Annotated in this window: 19 protein-coding genes; 8 read left to right on the top strand and 11 right to left on the bottom strand. The window is 44.9% G+C overall.

Annotation, left to right across the window (positions count from 1 at the left end; genetic code table 11):
- Positions 1 to 166: 166 nt before the first annotated feature.
- The 3 genes from R7P64_RS09815 to fabB form a co-directional block, all read right to left on the bottom strand.
- On the bottom strand, positions 167 to 1,180 hold the full coding sequence (locus R7P64_RS09815) for an aspartate-semialdehyde dehydrogenase (RefSeq protein ID WP_005380562.1): 1,014 nt from the start codon (positions 1,178 to 1,180) through the stop codon (positions 167 to 169).
- Complete coding sequence (locus R7P64_RS09810) at positions 1,177 to 2,310, bottom strand: 4-phosphoerythronate dehydrogenase (RefSeq protein WP_017635930.1); 1,134 nt, start codon at positions 2,308 to 2,310, stop codon at positions 1,177 to 1,179. The genes R7P64_RS09815 and R7P64_RS09810 overlap by 4 nt, the downstream gene beginning before the upstream one ends.
- 340 nt (positions 2,311 to 2,650) lie before the next feature.
- Complete coding sequence (gene fabB / locus R7P64_RS09805; RefSeq protein WP_005380557.1) at positions 2,651 to 3,862, bottom strand: beta-ketoacyl-ACP synthase I; 1,212 nt, start codon at positions 3,860 to 3,862, stop codon at positions 2,651 to 2,653.
- A 128-nt stretch (positions 3,863 to 3,990) separates the two neighbouring features.
- Here fabB and mnmC point away from each other — a divergent pair, with 128 nt between their 5' ends.
- Positions 3,991 to 6,009: a bifunctional tRNA (5-methylaminomethyl-2-thiouridine)(34)-methyltransferase MnmD/FAD-dependent 5-carboxymethylaminomethyl-2-thiouridine(34) oxidoreductase MnmC gene (mnmC, locus tag R7P64_RS09800; RefSeq protein ID WP_053306684.1), complete on the top strand. Its 2,019-nt coding sequence runs from the start codon at positions 3,991 to 3,993 to the stop codon at positions 6,007 to 6,009.
- 76 nt (positions 6,010 to 6,085) lie between these two features.
- Here the strand turns inward: mnmC and R7P64_RS09795 are convergent, their stop codons facing one another.
- The 3 genes from R7P64_RS09795 to R7P64_RS09785 all read right to left on the bottom strand — a co-directional run bounded on the left by R7P64_RS09795 (position 6,086) and on the right by R7P64_RS09785 (position 7,576).
- On the bottom strand, positions 6,086 to 6,610 hold the full coding sequence (locus R7P64_RS09795) for an NADPH-dependent FMN reductase (RefSeq protein WP_318119219.1): 525 nt from the start codon (positions 6,608 to 6,610) through the stop codon (positions 6,086 to 6,088).
- 146 nt (positions 6,611 to 6,756) lie between these two features.
- Entirely contained in the window at positions 6,757 to 7,020 is a 264-nt protein-coding gene (locus tag R7P64_RS09790) for a YfcL family protein (protein ID WP_033907374.1), read from the bottom strand.
- A gap of 25 nt (positions 7,021 to 7,045) precedes the next feature.
- A complete protein-coding gene (locus tag R7P64_RS09785; RefSeq protein ID WP_005380546.1) occupies positions 7,046 to 7,576 on the bottom strand; it encodes an elongation factor P hydroxylase in 531 nt (176 codons plus the stop codon).
- A 332-nt stretch (positions 7,577 to 7,908) separates the two neighbouring features.
- Here R7P64_RS09785 and R7P64_RS09780 point away from each other — a divergent pair, with 332 nt between their 5' ends.
- A complete protein-coding gene (locus R7P64_RS09780) occupies positions 7,909 to 8,532 on the top strand; it encodes a trimeric intracellular cation channel family protein (protein WP_005380544.1) in 624 nt (207 codons plus the stop codon).
- Between the two features lie 223 nt (positions 8,533 to 8,755).
- Here R7P64_RS09780 and aroC read toward each other — a convergent pair whose 3' ends face one another.
- Complete coding sequence (aroC, locus tag R7P64_RS09775) at positions 8,756 to 9,841, bottom strand: chorismate synthase (protein ID WP_064368696.1); 1,086 nt, start codon at positions 9,839 to 9,841, stop codon at positions 8,756 to 8,758.
- A 180-nt stretch (positions 9,842 to 10,021) separates the two neighbouring features.
- Positions 10,022 to 10,954, bottom strand: coding sequence for a 50S ribosomal protein L3 N(5)-glutamine methyltransferase (gene prmB, locus R7P64_RS09770; RefSeq protein ID WP_005380541.1), 933 nt, complete (start codon positions 10,952 to 10,954; stop codon positions 10,022 to 10,024).
- 62 nt (positions 10,955 to 11,016) lie between these two features.
- Here prmB and smrB point away from each other — a divergent pair, with 62 nt between their 5' ends.
- Entirely contained in the window at positions 11,017 to 11,547 is a 531-nt protein-coding gene (smrB, locus tag R7P64_RS09765; RefSeq protein WP_005380539.1) for an endonuclease SmrB, read from the top strand.
- A gap of 96 nt (positions 11,548 to 11,643) precedes the next feature.
- Here smrB and sixA read toward each other — a convergent pair whose 3' ends face one another.
- Positions 11,644 to 12,108, bottom strand: a complete 465-nt coding sequence (gene sixA, locus R7P64_RS09760) for a phosphohistidine phosphatase SixA (RefSeq protein WP_005380537.1) — start codon at positions 12,106 to 12,108, stop codon at positions 11,644 to 11,646.
- A 374-nt stretch (positions 12,109 to 12,482) separates the two neighbouring features.
- On the opposite strand from sixA, the gene R7P64_RS09755 reads away from it, so the two are divergent.
- Entirely contained in the window at positions 12,483 to 15,260 is a 2,778-nt protein-coding gene (locus R7P64_RS09755) for an insulinase family protein (protein ID WP_318119220.1), read from the top strand.
- Positions 15,261 to 15,427: 167 nt separating this feature from the next.
- Positions 15,428 to 15,682: a hypothetical protein gene (locus R7P64_RS09750; protein WP_005384444.1), complete on the top strand. Its 255-nt coding sequence runs from the start codon at positions 15,428 to 15,430 to the stop codon at positions 15,680 to 15,682.
- Between the two features lie 62 nt (positions 15,683 to 15,744).
- Here R7P64_RS09750 and fadJ read toward each other — a convergent pair whose 3' ends face one another.
- Together fadJ and fadI are read right to left on the bottom strand one after the other, a co-directional pair.
- Positions 15,745 to 17,856: a fatty acid oxidation complex subunit alpha FadJ gene (gene fadJ, locus R7P64_RS09745; RefSeq protein ID WP_005380532.1), complete on the bottom strand. Its 2,112-nt coding sequence runs from the start codon at positions 17,854 to 17,856 to the stop codon at positions 15,745 to 15,747.
- Positions 17,856 to 19,163: an acetyl-CoA C-acyltransferase FadI gene (fadI, locus tag R7P64_RS09740; RefSeq protein WP_005384447.1), complete on the bottom strand. Its 1,308-nt coding sequence runs from the start codon at positions 19,161 to 19,163 to the stop codon at positions 17,856 to 17,858. The genes fadJ and fadI overlap by 1 nt, the downstream gene beginning before the upstream one ends.
- A 721-nt stretch (positions 19,164 to 19,884) precedes the next feature.
- Between fadI and R7P64_RS09735 the strand changes: the two genes are divergently transcribed.
- From R7P64_RS09735 to R7P64_RS09725, 3 genes are all read left to right on the top strand, one after another.
- Positions 19,885 to 20,460: a sigma-70 family RNA polymerase sigma factor gene (locus R7P64_RS09735; protein WP_005380528.1), complete on the top strand. Its 576-nt coding sequence runs from the start codon at positions 19,885 to 19,887 to the stop codon at positions 20,458 to 20,460.
- Complete coding sequence (locus tag R7P64_RS09730; protein WP_005380527.1) at positions 20,453 to 21,184, top strand: DUF3379 domain-containing protein; 732 nt, start codon at positions 20,453 to 20,455, stop codon at positions 21,182 to 21,184. Before R7P64_RS09735 ends, R7P64_RS09730 begins: the two co-directional genes overlap by 8 nt.
- Positions 21,185 to 21,481: 297 nt before the next feature.
- Positions 21,482 to 22,741 (top strand): outer membrane protein transport protein, encoded by a 1,260-nt coding sequence (locus R7P64_RS09725; RefSeq protein ID WP_005384451.1) that lies wholly within the window; start codon positions 21,482 to 21,484, stop codon positions 22,739 to 22,741.
- Positions 22,742 to 22,864 lie beyond the last annotated feature (123 nt).

Below are 22,864 nucleotides of genomic sequence, written 5' to 3'. Positions count from 1 at the left end.
GAAATGGTGATCGGTTAAATATATCGGATATCACATGCAAAACTATAGCGTTGAGAATAAAAAATGTGTGGCTCTCGCCATATTCGTACTAATCTCACACTATTTTGTTTCGTTCGTACAAAAAAGCCTCGCACTGTGCGAGGCTTTGAAATGAACTGTAAGCGACTTAGTAGTAATCGCGGATCAGAACTTCTGCGATTTGCACCGCGTTAGTTGCCGCGCCTTTACGCACATTATCAGCAACAACCCACAGATTTACGCCACTATGATGGCTGATATCGTTACGGATACGGCCAACCATTACATGGTCTTTACCGCCCGCATCGCGAACTTGTGTAGGGAAGTCTTCACCGTGGAACACTTCGATACCGTCAGTTTGTTCAAGCAAGTTAACGACTTCTTGTGCATCGATAGGTGAACGAGTCTCAATGTGAAGTGCTTCTGCGTGACCGTAGAATACAGGAACACGTACACACGTTGGATTGACTGTGATTGATGGATCGTTAAAGATCTTCTGTGTTTCCCACACCATTTTCATTTCTTCTTTGGTGTAGCCGTTTTCCATCATCTGATCGATTTGTGGAATACAGTTAAACGCGATCTGTTGAGAGAACTGCTTCTTGTCTGCGGGCAGACCGTTTAGCAGCTTCGCCGTTTGACCTGCTAGCTCATCGATACCCGCTTTGCCTGCACCAGACACCGATTGGTAAGTTGATACGTTAATACGCTCAATGCCCACCGCATCGTGAATTGGTTTTAGTGCCACCAGCATTTGGATGGTTGAACAGTTCGGGTTCGCGATGATGTTACGGTTACGAAACTCTGCAATCGCTTCTGGGTTTACTTCTGGCACAACAAGAGGAATGTCGTACTCGTAACGGAAGTGTGATGTATTGTCGATAACAATCACGCCCTCATCAGCGGCAATTGGAGCCCACTTGGCTGATAGCTCACCACCAGCAGAAAACAGTGCGATATGCGCTTGAGACCAATCGAACTCTTCTACGTTTTGAACGCGTACCGTTTTACCATTGAAGCGGTAAGTCTTGCCTTCGCTGCGCTCACTCGCGAGTAGGAAGATTTCGCCTACTGGGAATTTGCGCTCTTGAAGCACATCCAAAATTGTTTCACCGACCGCACCGGTCGCACCTAAAATGGCAACATTATATTGCTGGCTCATTGACTTACCTCAATCTGAAAACCTAGTTCTGCTAATGGAGCAAGGTTACATGTTTTGTTACCCACTAGCGTGACAGCGCTGTATTCACGGCGATCCCAGTAGTTTTTACGCATCAGGTCAAAAGCACCTGGCTTACTGATTTCACGGCGGAAAAGGGCGTCATCTCTACGCACATCATAGATTAACTGCGTGATGTTATGCAGTGTTGCTTCGTCCCAAGCTCTGTCCAATACCATAGTAGGAACAGGCGCGGTTGGCAGTAAATCGCTGGCATGCGCACGTAATTCGTTATTTAAGAACTCACAATAGCTGTTGAAAATCATCGTCGTACCGCGAGCTTTCCCTTCCAGACCATAGCCTGCAACGTGAGGGGTTGCGAATGCTAGCAGAGGCAGAAGCCCCATATCAACCTCTGGTTCAAATTCAAATACGTCAAGTGCCGCTGTAAAGCCATCGTTTTTCAAAAGACGTTGCTTCAAAGCAGCGTTGTCAACGATGGGACCTCGAGCCGCGTTAATCAAAATTTGATCGCTGCGGAGACCATTTAATACCTTCTCATCAATCAAATGATGCGTTGGGTATGGGCCATCTTTGGTGATTGGCGTATGTAGTGTAATGATGTCTGAGCTTTCAATCAGTTCTGTCAACGGAGTAAAGCTACGAGGATCACCAGCCTCTTGTTTGAATGGGTCATTGATGAGAACTTTCATACCCATGCCTTTCAAACATTTCTCTAGGTAGCTACCTACTTGGCCTGCACCAATAATACCTACTGTCTTGTCAAATACCGAGAAACCTTGTTGCTGAGCGAGCACCATCATCACGCTGAACGCGTATTCCGCCACACCCACTTTGTTACACCCTGGCGCCGCAGTGAAGAAAATACCTTTCTCTTTTAAAAGTGCTTGGTCAACATGATCCATGCCTGCCGTGGCCGTACCAACAAACTTCAGCTTGTTTGCTTTGCTGATCAGGTCAGCATTCACTTTGGTGACTGAGCGAATCATTAGGGCATCAACATCCACTAAATCATCGGCGGTCAGTGTACGACCTGGTTTTAGAATTACGTTACCGAGTTGGCTGAATAGCTCTTCAGCATACGGCATATTTTCATCAACAATAATTTTCATAACGCCAGCGTTCTAACATCCATTTGTAAGAGTTCGTTTATTCGCAAGATGCGAAACTAAAGCGATTGTGCCCTTTTCCCGAAAAATCTCAAGATATAACACCAATAAACCTCAAGGAGGTAACTCCTATAGAATCGATTGACGGGAAGCCTAGAGAAAAGCAGAAACAGAGAAAAGAAAAAGCCCGGCTAAATAGCCGGGCAAAGTTCCAGAACAAAAGGATCCTATCCCGCTCTCCATGGGATAGAGTCTGCGTCTGTTCGATCAGTGTGACTGATCAAGCTCTGGAAACTGGATTGTTGGCGTTTACAGTACTCTCGCAAGGCGCCAACAAATTCAGTTAACCTTGGTACTTTTTAATAACCAAAGTTGCGTTTGTGCCGCCAAAGCCAAAGCTGTTTGACATTACGGTCGTTAGCTCTGCATCACGTGCTTCTGTCACGATGTCCAGACCTTGTGCTGCTTCGTCCAAGTTTGAAATATTGATGCTTGGAGCAATGAAGTTTTTGTCTAGCATAAGTGTTGAGTAAATTGCTTCGTGCACGCCCGCTGCGCCGAGTGCGTGGCCAGTCATTGCTTTTGTTGCAGAGATTGCAGGGCTGTTCTCACCAAACAATTGTTGGATAGCACCAAGCTCTTTCACGTCACCAACTGGTGTCGATGTGCCGTGCGTGTTGATGTAATCCACACCATCAACGTCTTGCATCGCCATCTTCATACAACGAATTGCGCCTTCACCTGATGGCGCTACCATGTCGTAGCCATCTGATGTCGCACCGTAACCTACGATTTCACCGTAGATTTTCGCACCACGTGCCAGTGCGTGCTCTAGTTCTTCAATAACCAGCATGCCGCCGCCGCCCGAGATAACAAAACCGTCACGGTCTGCATCGTATGTACGAGATGCTTTGTCTGGCGTGTCATTGTATTTGGTTGACAGTGCGCCCATCGCATCAAACATCATAGTTTGAGACCAATCTAGCTCTTCGCCGCCACCAGCAAAAACAATATCTTGTTTGCCTAGTTGAATAAGCTCCATAGCATGGCCGATACAGTGTGCAGATGTTGCACATGCAGAGCTCATTGAGTAGTTCACGCCACGAATCTTAAATGGCGTAGCAAGACAGGCAGAAACAGTAGAAGACATAGTACGAGGAACCATGTAAGGACCAACTCGCTTTACGCCTTTGGCGCGCATCGTGTCTGTCGCTACCGTTTGATTGTATGCAGAAGCACCGCCAGAACCTGCAACGATACCGGTACGATCGTTTGAAACCTGCTCTTCTGTAAGACCAGCGTCTGCGATTGCCTGCTCCATTGATAGGTATGCATAAGCAGCCGCATCACCCATAAAGCGCATCTGCTTACGGTCGATGTGTTCCGCCGGGTTGATTTTTAGGTCACCCCATACTTGCGAACGAAGACCGTGTTCTTTGAACTGCTCAGATGCAGTGATGCCAGATTTGCCCGCTTTAAGAGACGCTAGAACTTCTTCGACGTTGTTACCGATACTTGAAACAATACCCATACCGGTGATTACGACTCGTTTCATTATGACATTCCTATAATTCAAAAATCCGCTAGATGATAACTAAGATAGTCAACAAAAGTGGTCAGCTTTCCCATAAATTCGTACAATCGCCCCATTCTTACCGCGCCAAATCACAAATTTGCACCATTATGACTTCAATAAAAAACGCAGAACTTGGTTGGAACGAAGCTGGTACTCCGGTTTCAGACCAATTTGATGATGTTTACTTCTCTAACGTAAACGGTCTTGAAGAGACACGCTACGTTTTCTTAAAACAAAATCATCTCCCAGAAAGATGGCAGGAATTTGACCAAAGACGTTTTGTCATTGGTGAAACAGGATTTGGCACGGGATTAAACTTCTTAGCAGTATGCCAGTGGTTTAGTGAGTTTCGTCGTCAGCATCCGGACGCAACATTGAAAGAGCTGCATTTTATTAGCTTTGAAAAATACCCATTAAGCAAAGCCGATTTAAAGAAGGCGCATGAAGCTTGGCCTGAGCTAGCTGAATACGCGGAAAAGTTACAAAAGCACTACCCTGCCGCTGTGCCGGAGTGTCATCGCATTGTTTTAGAAGACGGCGCAATCACACTCGACCTTTGGTTTGGTGACATTAAAGACTGCATGCCGCAAGTCCCATACAACGAACAAGGTTTGATTGATGCTTGGTTCTTAGATGGATTCGCGCCAAGCAAAAACCCAGAAATGTGGAACCAAGGCCTGTTCAACAACATGGCAAAGCTAGCCAAGCAAGATTGTACAGTTGCCACGTTTACCGCAGCAGGCTTTGTACGTCGTGGTTTGAACGAAGCTGGCTTTACAATGAAAAAGGTGAAAGGTTTCGGCACTAAGCGAGAAATGATCGCCGGCTCTATGGAGCAACGTGAAAAGCAGTCGAACCATCTCCCTTGGTTCAATCGCTCAGCATCTAGCAATCTTGATTCGATTGCCATCATTGGTGGTGGTATAGCTAGCGCGGCGTTAGCGAAAACGTTAGTTCGTCGTGGCCAAAACGTCACCCTTTACTGTAAAGACAAACAACCAGCCAAAGGAGCTTCAGGCAATCGACAAGGAGCCGTTTATCCACTGCTTAATGGCCCGCACACGGGTGTTTCACGAGTGTTTGCTCCTGCATTTTTGTTCGCACGTCAGTTTGTTGAACAAGCAGCACAAGAGATCGATTTTGATCATGACTGGTGTGGCGTGACTCAGTTGATGTGGGATGACAAATCCACAGACAAACTGGAGAAAATACTTGCGGGTAACTTCACACCAGAGCTCATTCACAAGCTGTCCGCCGAGGAGACTGCGAACACTATCGGGTTACCTATTGATATGGCATCTGTGCACTACCCAATGGGAGGGTGGCTGTGCCCTGCCGAGTTAACTCGTGGGTTAATTAAACAATTGGAGCAGACGTCGTTACTCTCAACAAAGTTTGAACACCATGTTGAGGCATTAGATTGGGATGAAAAGCGTCTGCTCTGGCTACTAACGGCGAGTGGTCAAACATTTGAGCACTCAACGGTTGTGATTGCGAACGGCCATGAGTTCCAGACATTGAGTCAAACCGCTTCCCTCCCAATGGGGCAGGTGAAAGGACAAGTCAGTCATGCGCCAGCAACCGAAACGCTGAGTCAGCTGAAAACGGTGTTGTGTTACGACGGTTACATGACTCCTGTTAACCCAAGTAATCAACACTTGTGTATCGGTGCAAGCTACGACCGCAGTCACCTTGACTACGAATTTGATGAAAACGCCCAAAAAGATAATGCGGAAAAGCTAGTGAAATGTGTACCGAATCAAACATGGGCAAAAGAGGTAGATATCACTGATAATCAATCTCGCCAAGGTATTCGTTGTGTTAGCCGAGATCACTTACCATTTGTCGGGAATGTGGGTGACTTTGAGACGATCAAAACGCAATACGCCAACTTACAAAATCAAAAAGCAGAAGAGGTAGAAACCATTCATCAGTACCCTAACCTATTCTGCTTCTTAGGTTTAGGATCTCGTGGACTGAGCTCTGCACCATTATTAGCTGAAGTGTTGGCCTCCCAGATCTGTGGGGACCCACTGCCATTACCGGTTGATGTATTGACCGAACTTCACCCAAGTCGAATGTGGGTTCGTAAACTAAGAAAAGGCAAAGCCATTACCGAGCTGTAAGAGTATTCTCTCGTTTTAATTCCCGACACAGATACGTGTCGGGAATCGCTAACTCACTAAGTTGCTCGTACTGAGATTACTTCAGCAGAGCAACTGCCTGTTTCACTTGCTCTGCCACTTCTGGGTTTACAACCTTACCCGATTCCACGTCAAAATTTTCGTAGAAGCTCGGCACAGATAACGATGCCTTTACATCCGCGCCAAAAAATTGAGCAGAACCTGTCGCCGCCTCAAGAACACTTTGTGCACCACCGGGACCTGGGGAAGTTGCTAAATAAACGACAGGTTTGTTTTGAAATACATTACGCTCAATGCGCGTCGCCCAATCGAACAAGTTTTTATAGGCCGCTGGGTACGAACCGTTATGCTCTGCGAAGGAAACAACGAGAGCGTCAGCCTCCGCCAAGTCACGTAAAAACGCGACAGCCCCTTCAGCTTGACCTATTTCTTTCTCTTTGTCCTCGCTAAACATTGGCGCTTGATAATCGTTTAAGTCTAGAACATTCACTTGAGCGCCTTCGACTTGATTTGCTGCGTATGTAGCAAGTAGTTTGTTGATTGAGGTAGAGCTGGTAGATGCACCAAATGCGACAATTTTCATGGTTGTAATCCTTTGTTCACGTTTTATGCTGATCAGAATAAAAGTTGAACAGTTTCGCTACAACCACAAAAATTTTATTGAGAGGTTCGAATTTTTCGAAGTAGTAAATGACTAGGATTAAATAAAGGGAGAACGCTGCTTAGGGATTAAGCCTGAGCCTGGAGCTCTTGCCACAAATCACTGACAATCACGCGATCGGCCGGGCTTAACTCGGTACGCGAATCTTCTAAGCTGCTCTCAATGCGTGACTTCAGCTCAGCAATATCGCTAATCCCTTCTTCTTCACAAGACGCCGCGGATAAAGAGATGTGACCACGTAAATAACCACCAGCAAACAATTCATCGTCAGATGCTGTTTCAATTCGAGCATCAATCAGTTCCAGTAGTTTTTCTTCAAATTCAATAATCATGGTGTATCTCTGAGGTTATTAGTGGTTATTTAACGCAAAAGTCCGACGCTTCCAGTGGCTTAGTTTGATAAAATGCGCGCAGGGCATCAGAAAGCATTTTCACTCGCAAAGGCAAGCCAACGTCCAAAATACCTAGCACTTCTTTATGCACTTTTTTCATAAAGCCGAGCCTATCTGGTTCAAAATCGCCGTGTAGATTGTCACAACTCACCGTAAAAGGGAAGCCAGCGCTTTGTGCCAGAATCCATTCATAAGCTTGAGGTCGCACTTCAACTTTCTCAAACTCCGCTTGAACTTCTGCTGTTCGCCCATCAGGTTCATACCAATAACCAAAATCTTCCAGCAAACGACGCTCTGGACCAGCCACACACCAATGCGAGATCTCGTGTAAAGCAGAGGCGTAAAAACCCCGAGCAAAAATAATCCGATGATGAGGGTGTTCATCATCAGCAGGAAGATAAATAGGCTCATCACCACCTAACTCTAATTTCGTATTAAATTGTTCTAAAAAGGTGTCATTAAAAATGGTGATTAAGTCTTGGTATTCGTGGGTCATCGTCGAGTTTGTACTTCAGTTTGACATGCGCTGCATATTGTCGCTGTTTTTAGTTATGAGGTAAAGGCACCCCCACATTTTTGGTTATTAGTTGAATTTATCTGAAGGTCGCTTTCTCCATACAATTTCTCATTCGTCAGCGTACTTATTTACCACTACACTCTCGCCTTATTTTGATGCCGTTCAAACCGCTATTTTTAAGCCGTTTGATTACAAGCATGTTGCTGGTTTTAATCACTTTTTAAGAGAGATAGAACCGTTTGTAAGTGTTGTTACTTCGCCTACGCTGATTCTCGTAGAACGTAGTGACTTTTTACGTTGAGTGTTTCCCTATGTTGCTAAGTGTGTTGTATATCATTGGTATCACGGCTGAAGCCATGACAGGTGCGTTAAGTGCTGGTAGAAGAAAGATGGACTGGTTTGGTGTTATGTTGGTGGCCAGCGCAACGGCCATTGGTGGTGGCACCGTACGTGACATTCTATTAGGCCACTACCCTCTTGGTTGGGTAAAAAACCCAGAGTTCCTTGCAATTACGTGTGTTGCAGGTGTGCTAACAACAGGTTTAGCGAAATGGGTTATTAAGCTGAAAGGTCTGTTCATTCGCCTCGATGCACTAGGTTTAATCGTGTTTAGTATCATCGGAACAAAAATTGCGATGGGCATGGGCTTGCACCCTGGTATTTGTATGGTTTCAGCGTTAGTAACTGGTGTATTCGGTGGGCTACTTCGTGACTTAATCTGTCGCCAAACACCATTGGTACTGCATGAAGAGCTTTACGCTTCTGTCGCTCTTATCGCATCAGGAATGTACTTAGCGCTATTAGAATTTAATGTTCCCGATGTCACTGCCACGATCATTACACTGGTTACTGGTTACATGCTGCGTATGGCTGCAGTGCGCTTTAAGTGGCGTCTGCCTTCTTTCCATTTGGAAACCGAAGGCTCGATTCATTAAGCAAAAACTACTTAAACAAAAAAGGTTACCTGATAAAATTGTGCCACCCGCGATTCAGTGAGTGGCATAATTTTATATTCAGTCATCCTGAACAGCGACGAAGGAGCATGATTCAGGATCTATTATCCGAGCACTCTGTTGTCAGAGATGTTTCTTTCTCTTTTCATCGTGCTGAAATTAGATTCCTAGTCTCGCTATAGCTCGCTGGAATGACACAAAGCTCTTAAATCTTTGGAGTCTCGGTTTGTACGCCATGGTTTTGACCACGGTGGCGTAGTAAATGATCCATCACCACAATTGCCAGCATCGCTTCTGCGATAGGCACAGCACGAATACCCACACATGGGTCATGACGACCTTTGGTGATCAACTGAGTTGGTTCACCTTCTTTTGTGATGGTCTCACCCGGCACAGTGATACTTGATGTTGGCTTAAGCGCAATGTTAGCGACAATGTCTTGACCAGTCGAGATACCGCCAAGAATGCCACCCGCATGATTACTACCAAAACCTTCAGGAGCAAGCGTATCACGGTGCTGACTGCCTTTTTGGTTTACCACGTCGAAACCGTCTCCGATTTCCACGCCTTTCACCGCGTTTATGCTCATTAGTGCGTGCGCGATGTCTGCATCCAGACGGTCAAATACGGGTTCCCCGAGACCAACAGGCACGTTAGTTGCCACAACCTGGATTTTTGCGCCAATAGAGTCGCCTTCTTTTTTCAGGTCACGGATAAGTTGGTCAAATGCTTCTACTTTGTCAGCATCAGGGCAGAAGAATGCATTGTTCTCGATTTCGCTCCAATCTACCTTGTCGATAGATACATCACCCATTTGTGACAAGTAAGCACGAATCTCAACACCAAACTCATCTTTTAAGTATTTCTTCGCGATTGCACCAGCCGCCACACGCATTGCGGTTTCACGAGCTGAAGAACGGCCGCCACCGCGATAGTCGCGGATGCCATATTTTTGGTGGTAAGTGTAATCAGCATGACCCGGTCTGAACTTATCTTTGATGTCAGAGTAGTCTTTTGAGCGCTGATCGGTGTTTTCAATTAGCAAACCGATCGATGTGCCCGTGGTTTTGCCTTCAAAAACGCCAGAAAGAATTTTAACTTCATCCGGTTCACGACGTTGTGTGGTGTAACGTGATGTGCCTGGACGACGGCGGTCGAGATCGATTTGTAGATCTGCTTCTGTAATTTCCAACCCCGGAGGACATCCGTCTACGATACATCCCAGTGCGATACCGTGACTTTCCCCGAATGTCGTCACTCGGAAATGTTGTCCGATACTGTTTCCTGCCATTACTTCCTCAAGTTTTTATCGCCACGCTCTCTCAAAACAGAGCATAGCTGCTTTCCAATTCTTCGTGGATTCATAGTGGCTTTATTACGTTTTGATGTAAAGAGTTAATATCGGCGAGGTATGCATAAAAAAAACACCGAGCATAAAGCTCGGTGTTTTGATGTTTAGTGCAAGACTCTATTAGTCTTTGTACAATTTAAACTCTTCTGCACACTCAACCAGCTGGTCACGCGTTAGCATAAATACGCCATGACCGCCGTTCTCGAACTCAATCCAAGTAAATGGAATCTCTGGGTACTGTTCCATCATATGAATCATTGAGTTGCCGACTTCACAAATAAGAATGCCGTTATCTGTTAGATAATCTGGCGCGTTAGCAAGAATACGACGCACAAGTTTTAGACCATCCGTACCCGCAGCTAAACCAAGCTCAGGCTCATGCGTGAACTCATCTGGCAGGCTGTTCATGTCTTCTTCATCCACATATGGTGGGTTGGACACGATTAGATTGTATTTCTCTTTTGGAAGATCACGGAACAAATCAGAGCGAATTGGGAACACTTGCTGCTCCATACCGTGATCTTGTACGTTTTGCTCAGCCACTTGTAGAGCATCTGTAGAGATGTCGATCGCATCCACTTCTGCTTCAGGGAAAGCGTGCGCACAAGCAATCGCGATACAACCAGAACCCGTACATAGGTCCATGATGCGCGTAGGCTCTTCCACCAACCAAGGTTGGAATTCCGCTTGAATCAATTCGCCGATAGGAGAACGTGGTACAAGTACACGCTCATCAACGAAGAACTCAAGACCGCAGAACCATGCTTTGTTTGTTAGGTATGCTGTTGGCGTACGCTCGTTGATGCGTTTTACTACGCGCTCAACAATACGCAGACGCTCGCTTGTCGTTAGGCGAGAGTTCAATACGTGCGGAGGCACATCAATCGGCAAGTATAAGGTTGGCAGGATAAGCTGAACTGCTTCATCCCACGCATTATCAGTACCATGACCGTAAAACAGGTTCGCTGCATTAAAGCGGCTTACTGTCCAACGAATCATATCTTGAAGGGTATGCAGCTCCGATACCGCTTCTTCTACAAAAATCTTATCCAAAATTGCCTCCGAAAAGCGCTACAATACTGCCAATAAAGTTTATTAATGAAATTGTTTACCTAATGAGCAAAAAAGACACCGAGAACGATGACGATTTCGCCTTGTTTCAGGAAGCAGTACAGGGCGTAAAAAAGTTGCGACAGGATACCATAATCCAGCAACCAAAAAAAAATACTAAGCAAAAAGAAATCAAGCGCTCCAACCGTGAAGCGAGTGACTCTGAATTTTACTTTTCAGACGAGTTTGTCCCTCTATTAAACGATGAAGGTCCAACTCGTTATGCACGTGACGACGTCTCCACTTATGAAGTCAAACGTCTACGTCGTGGCGTGTATGTACCGGACGTGTTCCTCGATATGCACGGCATGACACAGCAAGAAGCAAAACGCGAGCTTGGTGCGATGATAGCCTATTGCATCAAAAACGAGATTCATTGTGCGTGTGTGCAACATGGTATTGGGAAACACATCCTGAAACAGAAAGCCCCACTTTGGTTAGCACAGCATCCTGACGTAATGGCTTTTCACCAAGCGCCACTAGAATTTGGTGGTGATGGTGCGTTGTTAGTGTTGCTTTCAATTCCTGAAAAGTAACAGGCTTACCGTAGACACGATGAAACGAAAAGGCAGGGATATCCTGCCTTTCTTATTCGGTCTCTAATTTGCAAACGCTTATTTTGGTTTAGACACTTATGGCGTAATATGCCATAGCACTTCACCATTTTGTGTTTGTAAATCATATTCAATGCACACTAGGCCTGATGTAGGAAACATCGGTGGTGTCATGTCTTTTACAAACTCTGAAGTCAGATAACCGACCAAAGGCAAATGCGATACGAACAAAAGCGAGTCCAATTGTTCGACTTCGATTAACGCACTTGCGAAATCGAAAACATGCTCGGACTGGCCATAAGGTGTAATATCTTCACAAGTTTCAATGCTTTTTGCAGAGAAATACGCACTGATCTCTTGCCAAGTTTGTTGAGCTCTAATGTACGGACTCACCAACACTTTATCGAATTGCGCAAAACCCTGTTCTTTACAGGCTCTCGCAACCGCTTCTGATTCGACTCTGCCTCTTGGGGTCAATTGTCGTGCTGCGTCTGAATCTGCAAAATGCTCGGCTTCACCGTGACGCATGATGAATATTTTCATGTTATTTCCTAGGGATAGCTAACGCTACCAAAAGGTTGACTGCTATCTTTATTAGATAGACGGGGCTAACTTTAACAATGACGAAACAAAAATACTGATATAATTATCTGTTCATTATACCAATTCGCTTGTTAAAGATAGCGACTTTCTTAACAATCTATTAAAAGAATGTACTCAGTTCATCACACTATTTAACTGTGCAATGAGTTCAGAGCATTCACTCAAACAGTTCTTCCCCATACGCAAACGCGATGGGCCTGTGCAGAAGTCTACGAATAACAAAAATACGGCAAGCAGTATTTGTCGAAACGCAAACTTTGCGCCCCCCGCGAGGGGAGCCTAAATTACTGTAATGCGAAATCTGGAGACGCATCGTGCATCTAAGTCCTAACGATTCAAATCAATACCGCTACATTACCTTGAGCAATGATCTGCGTGTACTGCTGATTCATTCCGATACAGCTCAACAGTCGGCAGCTGCTCTGGCAGTGAACGTTGGACACTTCGACGACCCAAACGATCGCCAAGGTCTGGCACACTATTTAGAACACATGCTTTTTTTGGGTACGGAAAAATACCCTAAAGTGGGCGAGTTTCAAAGTTATATTAGCCAGCATGGAGGAACAAATAACGCTTGGACGGGTACTGAGCACACTTGTTTCTTTTTTGATGTTACTCCGAATGCCTTTGAAAATGCCTTAGATCGATTTAGCCAATTCTTTACCGCACCATTGTTTAACGAAGAAGCTTTAGACAAAGAGCGCCAGGCTGTCGACTCCGAATACAAACTCAAACTTAATGACGATTCTCGCCGCCTGTATCAAGTCAATAAAGAAGTCATCAATCCAGAGCACCCTTTCTCTAAGTTCTCAGTCGGCAACCTAGATACATTAGGTGACCGAGAGGGTAAGTCCATCCGCGACGAAATTGTCGAGTTTCACCACTCTCAATACTCTGCCGATCTCATGACGTTGACGCTCTTTGGGCCACAGTCGCTCGATGAACAGCAAGCTTGGGTAGAAACCATGTTTGCCGACATCCCAAATCACCACCTTCGTGGAAAATCGATTGATGTACCGATAGGCACTGAGGAAAGCACGGGCATTTTGGTTCAAGTCGAGCCGCTCAAAGAGTTCCGTAAACTGATTCTCACATTCCCCATGCCGGGAATGGATGCGCATTATAGCGTGAAGCCACTCTCCTACTTTGCTCACCTGTTGGGTTATGAAGGAGAAGGCAGTTTGATGCTTCAACTCAAAGAAAAAGGCTGGATTACTTCTCTCTCAGCGGGCGGCGGCGCGAGTGGCAGTAACTACCGAGACTTTACCGTAAGCTGCACCCTGACGCCAAACGGCTTAGATCATGTTGATGATATCGTTCAAGCAGTTTTTCAATACCTCTCGATGATCAAACAAGACGGGTTAGATGAATGGCGCTATCTCGAAAAACAAGCGGTATTAGAATCGGCTTTTCGCTTCCAAGAGCCATCGCGCCCAATGGATCTCGTCAGCCATCTGGTGATCAACATGCAGCACTATCAACCGGAAGACACGGTTTATGGTGACTACAAAATGGCGGGCTACGATGAGGAGTTACAGCGTTCATTGCTGCGATACTTAACCATCGATAATGTACGCGTCACTTTGATTGCTAAAGGCCTGGAATACAACCGTACTGCCGAATGGTACTTTACCCCGTACTCCGTCACACCTTTTAGTGAAGACCAACGTCGTTTCTATCAACAAATCGACCCAAGCTGGCAATTCGTCTTACCGGAAAAGAACCCTTATATTTGCTACGACCTCGACCCCATGCCACTCGAAAAGGGTGATTCACTGCCAGAGTTGATTGAGGATCTCGAAGGGTTTCGGCTGTGGCATTTGCAAGATGACGAATTTCGCGTGCCAAAAGGTGTCGTTTATGTCGCTATCGACAGCTCTCATGCCGTTGCATCACCAAAGAACATCGTCAAAACGCGCTTATGTGTAGAGATGTTCCTCGATTCGCTAGCAAAAGAAACCTATCAAGCAGAAATCGCAGGGATGGGTTACAACATGTACGCTCACCAAGGTGGCGTGACCTTAACCCTCTCAGGGTTCAGTCAAAAGCTGCCTCAGTTGCTAGAAATGATTCTGCACCGTTTTGCTTCTCGAGATTTCAGCCCTGCTCGCTTTGAAACCATCAAACAACAACTGTTACGAAACTGGAGAAATGCTTCACAAGATCGCCCTATTTCGCAGCTGTTTAACGCACTTACTGGGTTACTTCAACCCAATAACCCGCCTTTCGCAACCTTAGTCGAAGCGCTAGAAGAAATCGAAGTCGATGAACTCTCGGTATTCGTAGAATCCATTCTTGCAGAACTGCACGTTGAAATGTTTGTTTACGGAGACTGGCAACGCCAGCAAGCCCATGACATGGCTACGACCTTGAAGGATGCTCTAAGAGTTAACGAGCAACGTTATGAAGAGGCACTTCGTCCGCTCATTATGCTAGGTAAAAATGGCAGTTTTCAACGTGAGGTGCATTGTAACCAGCAAGATTCCGCGGTCGTTATTTACCACCAGTGCGAGGATATTGAGCCTCGTAGTATCGCGCTATACTCATTGGCCAATCACCTTATGTCGGCAACGTTTTTCCACGAAATCCGTACCAAGCAGCAATTAGGTTACATGGTAGGCACTGGCAATATGCCGCTAAATCGTCACCCTGGTATTGTACTGTATGTGCAGTCACCTAATGCAGCACCTGCCGAGCTGGTTACCTCAATCGATGAGTTTTTAAATGCCTTTTATATGGTGTTGTTAGAGTTAAACGATTACCAATGGCACAGCAGTAAGCGCGGCTTGTGGAACCAAATAGCAACGCCGGACACCACACTTCGAGGTCGGGCTCAACGTCTTTGGGTTGCGATAGGAAATAAAGACACTGAGTTTAACCAACGTGACAAGGTACTGGCGGAGTTGAAGAAGCTGACGCGCGCAGACATGATTCGCTTCGTTGTGAACGAATTGAAACCTCGTACTGCAAATCGTTTGATCATGCACTCTCAAGGTCAAGCGCATTCGGAGGCTCCGCGCATCCATCTAGGACAAGAAATAGGATCGATTGAAGAGTTCCAACTTCGGCCAAAAGATTGCGGCTTGGGGTGAGCTAGTTGCGCAGAAATAAAATTGTCGATTACTAGAATGAACCTACAAACCCATGAGGTTGTCGGTCTCATAGATTGAATCGGCACCATAATTGGCAGAAAATTGAAATTGCGCCATTGCGGCTTATGCTCTAATTACCGCACTAAAAATAACTTAATGAGGTAATCATGAAAAAAGCACTTTTACTTGTGGCTCTTATACTGCCATTGGCATCTGCTCACGCTGAAATCTCAGTCAAAGGCGATGGTTTCGAACTAAGTGACGACTGTGTGCGCCTTAGCGGAGACAATGTATCCATCAAATCAGATGATTGCTCTTCAAAACAGTGGAATGATAAAGACAAAAAAGGTAATAGCAGCGTTCATGGGGACGACAACCCTGGTAAAGGCCACAATAAAGATAAGAAAGACAAGAAGAAGTAACCATTTCTTCTTTATGAAAAAGGCTTGCCACTGGCAAGCCTTTTTCTCTACCGAAGCAACGTTTAATAGAACGTTGTCCCTTCACCAGCTCGAGTAAGCAAACCATCACATGGCGCGTAACGATCGCCATACTTCGATGCAAACTCATTCATTTTCTCTACGAGCTCTTTAATGCCAAATTGGTCCATGTAACGGAACGGACCACCCAAGAACGGTGGGAAACCAATACCAAATATCGCGCCAATATCACCGTCACGTGGCGAGCGAATGATGCCATCATCCAAACAACGTACCGCTTCATTCAACATTGGCAGCACACAGCGCAACGCAATATCGTTATCGCTTAGCTTAGATTCAGGGTCGAGCTTAAGCAGTTTGTAAACTGATTTGTCGACATCTTTCTTCTTGCCCTTGTAAGTGTAAAAGCCCTTACCACTCTTGCGTCCTTTACGTCCATCATTTAACAAGATATCAAACACATCCGGGCCTTTGAATCGGTCACCTAACTCATTAACCAGAATCGGCATAATTTTCGCGCCAATGTCGACACCGACTTCATCCAGTAAGGTAATCGGGCCGACAGGGAAACCAAAGTCAAGCAACGCCGTATCAATCTTTTCGATCGGTTCGTTAGCCAGCAGAATATGCGCCGCTTCGTTCATGTATGGCGCAAGAATGCGGTTCACGTAAAAGCCCGCTTTGTCTTTCACTACGATCGGGGTTTTACCTTGCTTCTTAGCAAGTGCAACAACTGTTGAAACGGTTTCATCTGACGTCGTTTCATGCGGAATCACTTCCACCAAAGGCATTTTTTCTACTGGGCTGAAGTAATGCAAACCAACTACGTTTTCTGGACGCTCTGCTTTTTCTGCAATTTTGTGGATAGGCAACGAAGAAGTATTGGTCGCAAAGATAGTTTCTGTCTTAGCGTTCGCTTCAATGTCCGCCACCATTTTTTGCTTAAGATCTAGGTCTTCAAAAACGGCTTCAATTACGACATCAATATGATTAAAACTGGTAAAGTCGACACCACCAGACAGTTGCAGCATTTTCGCTTGCAGGTCGGCCTTGGATAGAATGCGACGTTTGCGCTGTTTCTCAAATAACTTGTAGTTGTAGTTGAGCGCGTTTAAAACGCCATCGTTGCTAACGTCTTTGATGCGAACAGGTACTTTTGCTTTTGCAACAGACACATGGCTGATTCCGGCGCCCATCAGACCACCACCAAGCACACCAACTTTATGAACTGGTGCTGGTTTCGCATCCGTGCCATTTTCTTTCTTCATTTCTGTTGTGGCAAAGAAGATCGAACGGAGCGCTTTTGACTCTGAGCTCATTACAAGCTCACCGAAGCGCTTCGCTTCAAGTTCTTGGCCTTTAGCGAAGCCTTTCTCTAAGCCATGTTGAATAACTTCTAGAATTGCAACCGTTGCTGGATAGTTACCACGGGTTTTTTGATTCGTTTTCTTCGCAGCTTGCTCAAATACAAACTTGCGCCCTAGCCCGCTACCAGACATCACCTTTTCTTTCGTCGATAGCTTTTTCGTACCCTTGTTTTTACCTTTGTCGATAAACTGTTTTGCTACGTCGAGCAAAATGGTGTCCGGCACACAGGCGTCCACAACGCCCAGTTTTTTAGCTTTCTTCGCACGAAGTTGTTTACCCGTCAGGATCAAGTCCAAAGATGGTAACAGGCCAATCAAACGTGGCAGACGCTGAGTACCACCAGAACCTGGCAATAAACCAAGTTGTACTTCTGGCAGACCTAAACGCGTTTTGTCAGAATCCGTACAAACACGATAATCACATGCAAGAGCCAGTTCTAAACCACCGCCCAAACATGGGCCATGAATAGCCGCAACGACAGGATACGGTAAGTCCGATAGCTGCTGGAATAAATCCTGACCTTGCCTTGCTAAGTCTTCCGCTTCACTTGCTGTGGTGCATGCTTCTAGCATTCGAACATCTGCGCCCGCAACAAAATTGTCCGGTTTTAGGGAGTGGATGATCATCCCTTTAATACCACTGGAGTCTTTTAGCTGAGCAAAAATTTCTTTCATTTCGTCAGCAAAAGCCGCCTGCAGCGTATTCATTTTTTCATTAGGAACATCAATTGCTAACCAAGCAATATTTTGCTCATCAACCTTTAGACTAAATGCTTTTTGCTCGCTCATTACTCAACCTCCAGAATCATTGCCGCACCAAGACCACCAGCAGCACATGCGGTATTCAATGCAATACCACCGCCACGGCGTTTTAGTTCTCGTAGGGTTTGCGTCATCATACGCGCACCAGTCGCAGCAAATGGGTGACCATAAGCAATTGATCCGCCAAGCACGTTGAACTTATCCATGTCAATTTCACCAATCGCTTTTGAGCGACCAAGGTTTTCTTGAGCAAACTTATCGGAAGCAAACATCTTCACATTCGCCAATGCTTGAGCAGCAAAGGCCTCGTGCATGTCGATCAACGTCAGGTCTGACAGTTCCAAGCCTGTATTTTCAAGCACTTTCGCTGTGGCATAAGTCGGCCCCATCAGCATGTCCTTTTCCACGCCGATAGCAGAGAATGCATAACCTCGGATGTAACCAAGGATCTCCATTCCGAGCTCTTTCGCTTTACCTTCTCGCATCAACATCACTGCCGCACCACCATCAGTCAATGGCGTACTGTTCGCTGCCGTAACACTGCCATACTGACGATCAAACGCAGGTCGCAATTTCGCGTATCCCTCAACCGTTGAGTCATGACGGATATTGTTGTCTTCCGAAATCCATTTTTTGTATGGTTCAGGGAAAGCCGTCATCACTTCATCTTGGATTTTTCCTTCTTTCCAAGCCTGAGAAGCCAGCGTATGAGAACGATGTGCAAGCGCATCCTGTTCTGCGCGAGAAATACCATGTGTTTTAGCCATTTGCTCTGCAGTTTGTCCCATGGATAAACCCGTAGAGTACTCTGCTACTGCTGGTGGCACTGGCATCAGGTCTTTAAAGCTCAAGTTTTTGAGGATACTAAGCTTCTGACCCATTGTTTTTGTCTTACTAAGAGCAAGCAGATTAGCGGCCAATTTCTTTGATACGCCAATAGGCAGGACGGAAGAAGAGTCTGCACCGCCAGCAATACCAATATCGATGGTTCCCGCCATGATGCTTTCTGCGACATTAACCGCCGCTTGAAAACTCGTCGCACACGCTCGAGTCACACTATAAGCATCAGTATGGATGTTCATACCGGTGCCTAACACGATTTCTCGTGCGATGTTTGGCGCTTCAGGCATTTGTACTACTTGTCCAAATACCACTTGTTCGATTAACTTCGGATCAATATCTGTTCGAGCAAGCATTTCGCTTACTACCATTTTCCCTAAATCGACCGCTGGCACTTGGCTAAATTCCGTGCTTTGACGAGCAAAGGGAGTTCGAAGCCCCGCGACAATAGCGACACGCTCACCATTGCGTGTTTTTACTTCCTGCTTGCCCATTGTTTCTCCTTAAATACAAGAGGTCTGACCTGATGCATTGTAATGAATTTGTTAAATTTATCAAACGTGCGTTTAAATAAACGTGAAGCAAGTAGTTCAATTACTCTACTTCTTTGATTCTTATGCGATTACTAATGGTTAACTATAGAGAGTTAAAACGGTAAGAGGTATACGGAAAGTAAAATCGAAGCAAAAAAAAAACCACACATAACTGTGTGGTCGGAATATCTATAAAACAATTAACTTACGCCAATTGAAAAGTAATCAGTTTCCTGATTAGGAGAAAGTAAAGTCAGCCTTCAAAAGGAAGTGTCATCTTGCTCAACATGTTAGTCGCAATGACTAACGAGATGACAAGGTGTACTATAACCCCTTCACTGCTTGATATTTTGAAATAGATCAATTTTATAGTGATTTTACGAGTTTTAAGCTCACCTAGAGCGATTATTGATTCAAAACAATTCAAGAATCCACCATCAGAAGTCCCTTTTAATGCTCCATCGAGTGAACTTATCCAAGCCATTGATTACTAATGATGATATTGTTAACAATATATATCAATTCGTGTTCGATGATATCTGACATTTGCGTATACACTTTTAGGTAACCACATGGCTTATTGTGTCAAAGGGGTTGCATGACAAATCCTGCAACCAAAACCGCTAAGCGATGAAGCAAGTAAAGTCATGCTCAGAACAAATAAGAAACTCACAGAGCGAGGATGGAGGCTCCTGTGGCCATATTAAAAATGTTTGGAAAGAAAAATTCCAACAGTCCGGTCAACTCTGATATGGACAAGCAAAGAAAATACGAAGCGCTCGTCCGAGGGTATCATCGTGACTTGTACCGCTACGCATATTGGTTGTGCAAAGATAAAGCGGTCGCGGAAGATCTAGTTCAGGAAACCTGTCTTAGAGCTTGGAAGTCACTCGATAGCCTCCAAGACGAAAAAGCTGCCAAGTCTTGGCTCATCACAATATTGAGACGAGAAAATGCGCGCCGCTTCGAACGTAAACAATTTGATTTAGTTGATATCGATGATTACGGCAATGATGCTAAAGTCAGCGATGACTCACATCATCAGCAAGAATGGCTGCAGGCACAGATCATGAAGCTCGATGTTGAATATCGTGAGCCTTTATTTCTCCAAGTTGTCGGTGGTTTCAGTGGAGAAGAAATTGGCGACATTCTTGATTTAAATAAAAACACAGTGATGACTCGACTATTTCGCGCTCGTAATCAACTTAAAGAGATGTTGGATTCTCAAGATACCAAGAGAGGACAAAAGAATGGATGATTTAGAATTTCGTCGTCGTATTTTGTCGGATCCAAAACAAAAGGATGAAGAGATTCTGCAAGCTTTAGCTGGTAGCGACGCCAACAATAAGTTTGTTGATGACGTTTTGGATCTCGATGTAAAAATTAAACAAGCCATGAATGTGGATGTACCCGAAGATCTCGCAGATAAGATTTTATTTAGCCAGACGTCGAGTGCACTTGATGAAGAGAAGGTCGTAAGACCAAACTTTGTCCGCAAAGCAATGGCACTTGCTGCTTCTATTGCGTTCACCGCAGGGTTATTAGTTGGTCAAGTAAACTGGGGAAATGTTTTGGTGTCTCCAGCACAAGCCAGTTTAGCAGATACCGCGATGAAACACGTTATTCATGAAGAACCGTTTGTTCGTCATCTTGATGAGGATGTACCGAGCTCGCAAATTAATGCGAAAATGTCGCCATTTCATTACCAGTTTAGTGAAAACTTTCCATATCACGTTTACTACCTAAACCACTGCGGTTTTGGTGAATCCAATGCGGTGCATATGGTGTTCCAAGGTCCAAAAGGTAAAGTAACGTTATTTATTACTGGTATTCCAAGCGAACAAAGTACCGACTTTAATAAGGATGGCATGACCGGAATCGTTCAGCCCGTCGGGAGTTCAAGCCTGATTTTAGTCGGGGAAGAAGGTGAAAATATTGATGCTATCGCTACGACTCTTGCATCAATGATTAAGCCGATGTAACAACTTCGACGATTTCCAGCCTTCAAAAGGTTAAATGCCGCTAAATGATCTTATTTAGCGGCATTTTTGTATAAATAGAACGCAAAACATTCACCATCGCTATACCATTTAGAGCTTAAACTCTAAATTATGCATTTTAAGTGCAATTTCCCGTCTTTTAGACATCATTTCTGCAATTTTTATTCAATTTTATCCAATGGTCGGATTTGTCCAAGCAATTATTGATACTACTATCTGCGCCACTGAGCAAAAGCTCAATTTATCGTCCAAAGAGACGAATCTAATAAGGAAAAACAAATGACTCAGAACACGCGTCTGTTTAAAAAGACTCTCCTAGCAGTAACGGTAGCTTTTGCCTCAGGTCAATCGATGGCAGCGGGTTTCCAAATCAACGCTCAATCAGCAACTGGCATCGGCCGTGCATTTGCTGGTGATGCAGTAATCGCAGATAATGCAGCAGTAATGGCTCGTAACCCAGCAGCAATGGCTCTGTTTGATAAAATGGAACTGTCGCTAGGTTTCGAAAGCATTACTTCAATGATTGAAGTGAAAGATGCGAAATATAACGTTAATACTCCTTTGGGCTCCAATACTGTAAGTGTTGCTGATACTGATGATGTGGGTGATACGTCAATAGCTCCAAACATTCACCTAATCGTTCCAGTAAATGACAAGTTTGCATGGGGCGTAAACGCATACTCTAATTTCGGCACTAAAACTGAATTTTCAGATAACTACACCGCAACAGAGTACGGTGGTCTTACGGATGTAAAAAGCTTCAACTTTGGATTGGCGGGTTCTTACCGTTTAAACGAACAATGGAGCTTTGGTGCTGGTTTAGATTTAATCTACGGCCAAGGCACAATGAAGCGTACAACTAGCTCTTCAGTCCCAAGGGTTGGCGGTCAAAAAATTCTGGACGTAGATAAAGCTGATGGTTGGGCTGTTGGTTTTAACGTAGGTACTGTGTACGAACTAGATGAAAACAACCGTTTTGGTCTAGCGTATCGTTACAGCCCTGAATTTACGGCAAAAGACGACAAAGGTCAGGAAATCACGCTACCTCTACCAGATATGGCCGAGTTTTCTGGTTTCCACAAAATCCAAGACACTAAGTTTGCTGTACACTACAGCATCCAATACATCGGTTGGAAAGATTTCGACCAAATTGATTTTGAGAACCTAAATCAGGGTTTACTTAAAGGTGGTTACTCGAAAGACTATCAATGGCAAGATGGCTGGCACTACGCAATTGGTGGTACTTACTACCTAAACAACAACTGGACACTTCGTGCTGGTTACATGTACGACACAAGCGCTCAAGATAAAGTAACGTCTATCTCGGTACCAGACTCAGATCGCCAGTGGTTCTCCACAGGTTTCTCTTACCATATTGATAATAGCTCAAACATCGATTTTGGCTTCACGTACTTGTTAGGTGAAGATGTAAAAGTTAATGAGAATACTCAATTAGCTCCTGGTCTTTCTACCGGTGTAACAGCAACAACTCATGCTGATGCAATTCTATTCGGCTTACAATACAGCCGTAGCTTCTAAACGCTTCGCTGTTAGTTAGTAGAAAAATACTTTATATAAAAGGCTGGATTTCCAGCCTTTTTTCATATCTGCGATTTATTGCTCACTCAATTTGAGTGAACACGTGTATCTAAATCTCACAAT

The organism is Vibrio sp. 2304 (assembly GCF_033339475.1).
Classification (GTDB): domain Bacteria; phylum Pseudomonadota; class Gammaproteobacteria; order Enterobacterales; family Vibrionaceae; genus Vibrio; species Vibrio alginolyticus.
The sequence above is the reverse complement of the archived record's forward strand: the minus strand, read 5'-3'. Positions and strand labels throughout refer to the sequence as shown.